The organism is bacterium, assembly GCA_024224155.1.
In the GTDB taxonomy this organism is placed as follows: Bacteria; Acidobacteriota; Thermoanaerobaculia; order Multivoradales; family JAHEKO01; genus CALZIK01.
In genome coordinates, this window is the sequence record JAAENP010000241.1 from 1 (window position 1) to 9,282 (window position 9,282).

Below are 9,282 nucleotides of genomic sequence, written 5' to 3' on the forward strand. Positions count from 1 at the left end.
TCCGCATGGCCCGGGCAGTCCACATGCGCGTAGTGACGGTTCTCCGTCTGATACTCCACATGCGCCGTCGCGATCGTGATCCCACGCTCGCGCTCCTCCGGCGCCTTGTCGATGTCGTCGAACGCCGTGAACTCCGCCAGGCCCTTCGTCGCCAACTGCTTCGTGATCGCCGCCGTCAACGTCGTCTTGCCGTGATCCACGTGACCGATCGTGCCGATATTCACGTGCGGCTTCGTCCGCTCAAACTTCTCCTTCGCCATGCCCTCGTCCTCCGGTTTCCTTGATTTCCTCTGCTTGATTCGTCTGCTTGTCGGTTGGTTGACTGCTATCCCGCCGGGTTATCCGGCCGCCTTGGCCACGACCTCTTCGCTGATCGTCTTGGGAGCCTGCTCGTAGCTCGCGAACTGCATCGTGTACGTGGCCCGCCCTTGGGTGCGGGAGCGCAAGTCCGTGGCGTAGCCGAACATCTCGGCGAGCGGCACCATGCACTTGATGACCTGGGCATTGCCGCGCGCTTCCATGCTCTGGACCCGGCCACGACGCGAAGTGATATCTCCGATCACATCTCCCATGTAGTCCTCCGGTGTGACCACCTCGACCGCCATGGTGGGCTCGAGAAGCGCCGGGCTCGCCTTCTTGGCGGCATCCTGGAAGGCCATGGAACCGGCGATCTTGAAGGCGACCTCGGACGAGTCCACCTCGTGGAACGTGCCGTCGTACAGCTCCACCTCGACGCCGGTCACCGGATATCCGGCCAGCGTGCCGGATTCCATGGCCTCTCGAATGCCCTGCTCCACCGGCTTGATGAACTCGCGCGGGATCGCACCACCGGTGATTCGGTTCTCGAACTTGAAGTCGACATCGGTCGGGCGGACCCGGACCTTGCAGTGGCCGAACTGGCCGCGGCCGCCGCTCTGGCGCACGAAACGCCCCTCGCCAGCGGCTTCGGCAGTAAGGCTCTCCTTGTAGGCAACCTGCGGACGGCCGACAGTCGCACCGACCTTGAACTCCCGCAGTAGCCGATCCGTCAAGATCTCGAGATGGAGCTCGCCCATGCCCGAAATCAGGGTCTGGCCGGTGTCCGGCTCGGTATGAACCCGAAACGTCGGATCTTCCTGCTGGAGCTTGTCCAGTGAGAGCGCCAGCTTCTCCTGATCGGCCTTCGTCTTGGGCTCGATCGAGACCGAGATCACCGGCTCGGGGAACGTCATCGCCTCGAGCACGATCTCGGACTTCGGATCGCAAATCGTGTCTCCGGTCTTGACGTTCTTCAGACCTACCGCAGCGGCGATGTCGCCGGCCCAGACCTCCGACACCTCTTCGCGCTTGTTCGCGTGCATCTTGAGAAGGCGGCCGATCCGTTCCTTCTTGCCGCTCGACACGTTCAGGATCGACATGCCCTGCTCGACGTGTCCGGAGTAGACCCGGATGTAGGCCAGCTGACCGACGAAGGGGTCGGTCATGATCTTGAAAACAAGCGCCGCAAAGGGTTCGTCGTCGCTCGCCGGCCGCTCGAGCACGGCTCCGAGCGTGTCGGTGCCCTCGACCGGAGGCACATCCAACGGCGAAGGCAGGTAGTCGATCACTCCGTCCAGTAGCGGCTGGACGCCTTTGTTCTTGAACGCGCTGCCGCACATGACGGGCTGAAGACCGTTGTTCACCGTGGCCTGGCGCAGCGCATTTTTCAAATCCTCGACCGTGATCTCTTCGCCCGACAGGTACTTCTCAAGCAGGCCGTCGTCGGTCTCGGCGATCGCCTCGACCATCTTCTCGCGCAGATCGAGTGCCCTCTCCTTGAGCTCGTCCGGGATGTCGACCAGCTCGAACTCGGCTCCCAGGTTCTCGTCCTTGTAGAGAATGCCGCGCATCTCGACCAGGTCGATCACGCCCTTCAGGTTGTCCTCGGCGCCCCAGGGAATCTGAATCGGCACCGGCGAAGCACCGAGGCGGGACTTCATCATGTCGACGCAGCGATCGAAGTCGGCACCGACGCGGTCCATCTTGTTGACAAAGGCGATTCTGGGCACGCCGTAGCGGTCGGCCTGCCGCCAGACCGTCTCGGACTGCGGCTCGACTCCGGCAACCGCATCGAAGACCGCCACGGCGCCGTCGAGGACGCGGAGTGACCGTTCGACCTCGGCCGTGAAGTCGACATGTCCGGGAGTGTCGATGATGTTGATCCGGAAGTCGTTCCAGAAACACGTCGTCGCCGCAGCAGTGATTGTGATTCCCCGCTCCTGCTCCTGGACCATCCAGTCCATCGTCGCGGTGCCCTCGTGCACCTCACCGATCTTGTAGTTCACACCGGTGTAATAGAGGATGCGCTCGGTCGTTGTCGTCTTACCGGCATCGATGTGGGCCATGATGCCGATATTTCGCGTTTGGTCGAGTGCCACTTGCCGGGACATGATTCTGCTCTTGAGTTCTTCGTCTGTTCTTGGTTTTCGGCCCGGCCTTTTTAGGCACGACAGCGACAGCGGACAACCGCTGTCGCTGAAACCGAGTTTCCGCTATTTCTATGTCTACGAGAAACGTCTTACCAGCGATAGTGCGCGAACGCCTTGTTGGCCTCCGCCATCCTGTGCGTGTCGTCCTTCTTCTTCATTGCCGCGCCACGGTTCTCGGCAGCGTCCATGAACTCGCCCGCCAGGCGCATGTCCATGGTCTTCTCGCCTCGGCTCGCGGCACTCTTCAGCAACCAGCGCAACGAAAGGGCCAGCCGCCGGTTCGGGCGAACTTCGATCGGCACCTGATAGGTCGAACCGCCGACCCGCCGGGACTTCACCTCGACCGCGGGCTTGACGTTCTCGATCGCCTTCTTGAAGACCTTCATTGGATCATCGTCCGTTCGTTCGCGAATCGTCTCCAGGGCCTTGTAGAGCAACCGCTCGGCCGTGCTCTTCTTGCCGTCTTTCATGAGCACGCTGACGAACTTCGTCACAAGCTGCGAGTTGTACAGAGGATCCGGCAGGATCTCTCGCTTGGGAATTGCGCCACGTCTCGACATCTAACTACTCTCCTTAGGCCTTCGGTCGCTTGGCGCCGTACTTCGAACGGCTTTGGCGTCGATCGTCGACTCCGACCGCGTCGAGCGTGCCGCGCACGACGTGATAGCGAACGCCGGGGAGGTCCTTTACGCGACCACCGCGAATCAAGACGATCGAATGCTCCTGCAGATTGTGCCCGACACCCGGGATGTAGGTCGTCACCTCGATCCCATTCGTGAGCCGCACGCGCGCCACCTTGCGCAGCGCCGAATTCGGCTTCTTGGGAGTCTGGGTGTAGACGCGAACACAGACGCCGCGTTTCTGCGGCGAGCGCTGCAGAGCCGGACTCTTGGTCTTCGCGACCTGCTTTTCGCGCCCCTTGCGCACGAGCTGATAAATCGTTGGCATTCCTCAAGTACTCCTAAAACCGGTGCGCACCTGTCGGCACGCGAAACCGCTCTTTCGCACTCTCGAGCGACTTGTCAGGGGGGCTGTAAAAAGACAGAAACCCTGGCGGGTCCCCTCCTCAAGGGGACCACAGAGCGGAAGGCGAAGGTTAGCAACCGTACGGCTGCTTAGTCAAGACTCTACTTCGGTTCGGCGACCTCCTGCGGCAAGGCCCGGATCTCGTCTTCTCCGAACTCGAAGAGCATGGAATCTTCCTCGTCCTCGACCTCGATGACCTCTTCTGTGACGTGGAAGTCGTGGTATCTCTCCATGCCCGTACCGGCCGGGATCAATCGGCCCACGATGACGTTCTCCTTCAGCCCCAAGAGGTGGTCGACCTTGCCCGAAATCGCGGCTTCAGTCAGAACCCGCGTGGTTTCTTGGAAGCTGGCGGCCGAAATGAAGCTCTGGGTCGACAGCGAAGCCTTTGTAATACCTTGCAGCATGGGCTTGCCGATCGCCGGGGTGCCCCCTGCGGCCAGAACCCGCTCGTTCTCTTCGCGGAACCTCCAGCGGTCGACCTGCTCGTCGATCAGGAACTCGGTGTCGCCGACCTCAACGATCTTCACCGAGCGCATCATCTGACGGACGATGACCTCGATGTGCTTGTCGTTGATGGCCACGCTCTGAGAGCGGTAGACCTCCTGGATTTTGTCGACGAGGTACCTCTGGAGCTCGGTCTCGCCGAGCACCTGGAGGATGTCGTGGGGGTTGATGGCACCGTCGATCAGTGGATCGCCGGCTGCGATCCGCTCGCCCTCCTGGACGTTGACGTGAATGGTCCGCGGGACCAGGTACTCGCGCGCCTCGCCGGAATCACTCCTGACCTGGACCTCGCGCATCCCCTTCTTGATCTCGCCGAGGTGGACCTCGCCGTCGATCTCGCTGATGATCGCCGGCTCCTTGGGGTTGCGAGCCTCGAACAGCTCGACCACGCGCGGCAGACCGCCGGTGATGTCCTTGGTCTTCGTGGTCTCGCGCGGGATCTTGACGAGAACATCGCCCGGATTCACTCGTTGGCCGTCTTGGACCACGAGGTGGGACCCGGTCGGCAAGAGATAGCGGCGCTCCTCTTTGCCTCGACTCGTGACCTCGATCGCCGGGGCGCGCTTCTCGGCCTGCGGCGAGTCCACGATGATGCGCTGGGACAGGCCGGTGACCCGATCGGTCTCTTCGCGGACATTTTCGCCCTCGAGAATGTCGTGAAAACGTACTGTACCGGCGATCTCGGTGAGGACAGCCGAAGTGAAAGGATCCCACTCGACCGCCGCCTGCCCGGGCTCGACCTCGTCGCCTTCCCGAACCAGGAGATGGGAACCGTAGGTAAGCGCGTAACGCTCGAGCTCGCGGCCCTTGTCGTCGACCACGACCAGCTTGCCGTTGCGGTTCACGACGACCAGCTCCTTGTTCTTGCTCTCTACCGTGTTGACGTTGATGAACTTGACCCGGCCAGGTCTCTTGACGTGATGCTTGGACTGCTCGGACACGCGGCTCGCGGTACCACCGTAGTGGAAGGTACGCATGGTCAGCTGGGTGCCGGGCTCACCGATCGACTGCGCGGCGATGACGCCGACGGCCTCGCCGATGTCGACCACGCTGCCGGTCGCGAGATTGCGCCCGTAGCATGCCTGACACACCCCGCGCCGGGTCTCGCAGGTCAGGACCGAGCGAATCCTCACCCGCTCGATACCGGCCGCCTGAATCTGGCCGGCCTTCTCGCTGGTGACGAACTCGCCCACGTCGATCAGCTTCTCTCCCTGGGTGGGATCGAAGATCGTGTCCTGGCTGAAGCGCCCGACGATCCGGTCGCGGAGCGGCTCGAGGATGTCGCCACCCTCCATGATCGCCCCGACCACGATGCCGTCGAAGGTGCCGCAGTCTTCCGCGGTGACGATGACGTCCTGGGCCACGTCAACGAGCCGGCGCGTCAGGTAGCCGGAGTCGGCCGTCTTGAGCGCGGTGTCGGCCAGGCCCTTGCGAGCGCCGTGGGTCGAAATAAAGTACTGGATGACCGATAGGCCTTCACGGAAGTTGGCCGTAATCGGGGTTTCGATGATCTCTCCCGAGGGCTTGGACATCAGACCACGCATACCCGCCAGCTGTCGGACCTGCTCGCGCGAGCCCCGCGCGCCCGAATCGGCCATCAGCCGAATCGGGTTGAACTCGCCTGACATATCCTCGGCCGCCGCCATCTCGACGAACATCTCCTCGGAGACGCTCTCCGTTACCCGGTGCCAGATGTCGATGATCTTGTTGTGCCGCTCACCGGCCGTGATCACACCGCCGGTGCGCTGCTTCTCGATCTGGAGAACCTGCTTGCGAGCTCTATCGATCAGCTTGACCTTGGCGCTCGGAATCAGCATGTCGTCGATGCCGAAGGACACACCGGCCTTGGTGGCGTAGTAGAAGCAGACCTCCTTGATGTCGTCGAGCATCTTCACGGTCAACTCGTGGCCGTGGTTTACGTAGGAGTAACCGACCAGCTCCTGAAGCCCCCGCTTCTTGAGCAGACCGTTCACGAACGGAAGCTCCTCCGGCAGGTGCGAGTTGAAGATCACCCGGCCGACCGTGGTCTCGATGATCGCGCCATCGAGCTGCTCGAGCTCACCGTGCATGACATCCTGGTCGTTGTACTGGGGCTGCAGGTTGATGTACGGACCGGTGTATCGAACCCGAACCTGGCTCTGAGTCTCGACCAGCCCCTCGTGGAGCGCCAGGGTCACCGCGTCGAAGTCCGAGAACAGACGCCCCTCTCCCTTGGCACCTTCCTTGCGCATCGTGAGGTAGTACCCGCCCAGAACCATGTCCTGACTCGGGACCGCCAGCGGCCGCCCGTTGGCGGGCGAGAGGATGTTGTTGGCCGACAGCATGAGCACGTGGCTCTCGATCTGCGCCTTCGTCGACAGCGGCACGTGCACGGCCATCTGGTCGCCGTCGAAATCGGCGTTGAACGCCGCGCAGACGAGAGGATGGATCTTGATTGCCTTGCCCTCGACAAGGGTCGGCTCGAAGGCCTGAATGCCCAGGCGATGCAGGGTCGGCGCGCGATTGAGAAGCACTGGATGGTCGCTGATGACTTCTTCCAGGGCATCCCAGACCGCGTCTTCCTCTCGCTCCACCATCTCCTTGGCAGCCTTGATCGTCCCGACCAGCTCTTTGGCCTCCAGTCGGTTGTAGATAAAAGGCTTGAACAGCTCGAGCGCCATCTTCTTGGGAAGGCCGCACTGGTTGAGCTTGAGCTCGGGACCGACGACGATCACCGAACGGCCGGAGTAGTCCACGCGCTTGCCCAGTAGGTTCTGGCGGAAACGGCCTTGCTTGCCCTTGAGGGTATCCGAGAGCGACTTCAGCGGCCGGTTGTTGGAGCCCTTGAGGACTCTTCCACGACGTCCGTTGTCGAACAGTGCGTCGACCGCTTCCTGCAGCATGCGCTTCTCGTTGCGCACGATGACCTCCGGCGCGTGGAGCTCGAGAAGCTTGCGCAGCCGGTTGTTGCGGTTAATCACCCGCCGATAGAGATCGTTGAGATCACTGGTGGCGAAGCGGCCGCCATCGAGCGGCACGAGAGGTCGCAGCTCAGGCGGGATCACCGGAATGACCTCGAGAATCATCCACTCCGGACGGTGCCCGCTCTTGCGGAAGGCGTCGACGACCTTGAGACGCTTGGCCGCCTTGAGGCGCCGGATCTGGCTGGTCTCGGTCCGCATGACGATGCGCAGCTCCTCGCTGAGCTCATCGGGATCGATGCGACTCAGGAGGTCTCTGATCGCCTCGGCACCCATGCGAGCGTCGAAGGTCTCGTCATCCGGGTACTCGCGCATCACTTCGCGATAGGCCTCTTCGGTCAGGAGCTCACCGACGGCGTGCTCGGTTTCGCCCGGATCGACGACGACGTAGCTCTCGAAATAGAGGATGCGTTCGAGATCGCGGAGACTGAGATCGACCAGCTGGCCGATGCGGGACGGCAGACCCTTGAAGAACCAGACGTGAGACACCGGAGCGGCGAGCTCGATATGCCCCATCCGCTCGCGGCGGACGCGCGAGCGAGTGACCTCGACGCCACACTTGTCGCAGATGACGCCACGGTGTTTCATGCGCTTGTACTTGCCGCACAGGCACTCCCAGTCGACGACCGGACCGAAGATCTTGGCGCAGAAGAGACCGTCCCGCTCCGGCTTGAAGGTGCGGTAGTTGATGGTCTCCGCCTTGGTGACCTCGCCGAAGCTCCAGGAGCCGATCTTGTCCGGCGATGCCACCGAGATGCGGATGGAGTTGAAGTCCCTGAGCGACTGCGGCTTATCGAAAAAGTGGTGTGACTGCAACGTTGCCTCCTCGCTGAAAACGAAGCTCTATACTTCTACGCCTTGAGCAGCTCGACGTCCAGGCACAGGCTCTGCAGCTCGCGAACCAGCACGTTGAACGATTCCGGCAGCCCCGGATCCTCGGGAACTTCGCCCTTGACGATCGCTTCGTAGACGCGGCTGCGTCCCTCGACGTCGTCGGACTTGACGGTCAGCAGCTCCTGCAGCGTGTAGGCCGCGCCGTAGGCTTCGAGCGCCCAGACCTCCATTTCCCCGAAACGCTGGCCGCCGAACTGCGCCTTGCCGCCCAGGGGCTGCTGGGTGATCAGCGAGTAGGGACCGATCGACCGCGCGTGGATCTTGTCGTCGACCAGGTGCGAGAGCTTGAGCATGTAGATGTAGCCGACCGCGACCTTCTGCTCGAGCTCCTCTCCGGTCACGCCGTCATAGAGCCGCGTCTTGCCCGACGACGGCAGGCCGGCTTCGGACATGTACTCCTTCAGCAGCTTCTCGCTGGCGCCGTCGAAGACCGGCGTCGCGAACTTCACCCCGAGCGCCTTGCCGGCCCACCCCAGATGGGTCTCCAGGATCTGGCCGACGTTCATCCGGCTCGGCACGCCGAGGGGATTGAGCACGATCTCGACCGGCGTACCGTCCGGCATATAGGGCAAGTCCTCTTCGGGGAGGATCCTCGAAATGACGCCCTTGTTGCCGTGGCGGCCGGCCATCTTGTCTCCGACCTGGAGCTTGCGCTTCATGGCGACGTAGACCTTGACCAGCTTGATGACGCCGGGGGGCAGCTCGTCGCCCTTCTGCAACAGCGCCACCCGTTCCTCGTTGACCCGGTGGATGACGTCGATGTGCGATTCCGTCTTGCGGTAGATCTTCTCCACCGTGTCGTGCTTCTTGGAATCGCCCAGCGGCAGGCGCAGGATCTCCGCCCGGGTCAGTCGCGAGAGCGCTTGATGGGTGATCTTCTGGCCCTTCCCCAGCAGCGGCTCGCCGTCCCGCGTCGAGACGTCGGCAAGGACTTTGTCGCCGGCCAGGAAGTCGAGGATCTTCTTGTTGCGCTCCTCGGTGAGAATCCGCACCTCGTCCTTGATGTTCTTCTGCAGCCGGGCGATCTCCTCTTCCTCGATCTCCTGGGCCCGGTGGTCCTTCTCGACGCCCTTGCGCGAGAAGATCTTGACGTCGACCACCATGCCCTCGATGCCCGGCGGCACCTTGAGGCTGGCGTCGCGGACGTCGCCCGCCTTCTCGCCGAAGATCGCCCGCAGCAGCTTCTCCTCCGGCGTCAGCTGGGTCTCGCCCTTGGGCGTGACCTTGCCGACCAGGATGTCGCCGGCACCGGCCTTGGCGCCGATGCGGATGATGCCGCTCTCGTCGAGGTCCTTGAGTGCCGACTCCGAGACGTTCGGGATGTCGCGGGTGATCTCCTCGGGACCGAGCTTGGTGTCCCGAGCAGAGGTCTCGAACTCCTCGATGTGGATCGAGGTGTACTTGTCCTCCTTGACCAATTGCTCCGAGACCACGATAGCGTCCTCGAA

Annotated in this window: 6 protein-coding genes; all 6 read right to left on the reverse strand. The window is 62.7% G+C overall.

What is annotated here, in order from left to right; all coding sequences use genetic code 11:
- The coding region (gene tuf, locus GY769_12775) for an elongation factor Tu (GenBank protein MCP4202793.1) at positions 1–260 on the reverse strand (260 nt) is incomplete at its 3' end.
- 78 nt (positions 261–338) lie between these two features.
- Positions 339–2,408 carry an elongation factor G gene (fusA, locus tag GY769_12780; protein ID MCP4202794.1) on the reverse strand — a complete coding sequence of 690 codons (2,070 nt, stop codon included), beginning with the start codon at positions 2,406–2,408 and terminating at the stop codon, positions 339–341.
- A 128-nt stretch (positions 2,409–2,536) separates the two neighbouring features.
- A complete protein-coding gene (rpsG, locus tag GY769_12785) occupies positions 2,537–3,007 on the reverse strand; it encodes a 30S ribosomal protein S7 (GenBank protein ID MCP4202795.1) in 471 nt (156 codons plus the stop codon).
- Positions 3,008–3,020: 13 nt separating this feature from the next.
- Positions 3,021–3,395 (reverse strand): 30S ribosomal protein S12, encoded by a 375-nt coding sequence (locus GY769_12790; GenBank protein MCP4202796.1) that lies wholly within the window; start codon positions 3,393–3,395, stop codon positions 3,021–3,023.
- Between the two features lie 179 nt (positions 3,396–3,574).
- Positions 3,575–7,756, reverse strand: coding sequence for a DNA-directed RNA polymerase subunit beta' (gene rpoC, locus GY769_12795; GenBank protein MCP4202797.1), 4,182 nt, complete (start codon positions 7,754–7,756; stop codon positions 3,575–3,577).
- A gap of 35 nt (positions 7,757–7,791) precedes the next feature.
- A partial coding sequence (locus tag GY769_12800) for a DNA-directed RNA polymerase subunit beta (protein MCP4202798.1) occupies positions 7,792–9,282 on the reverse strand: 1,491 nt, incomplete at its 5' end.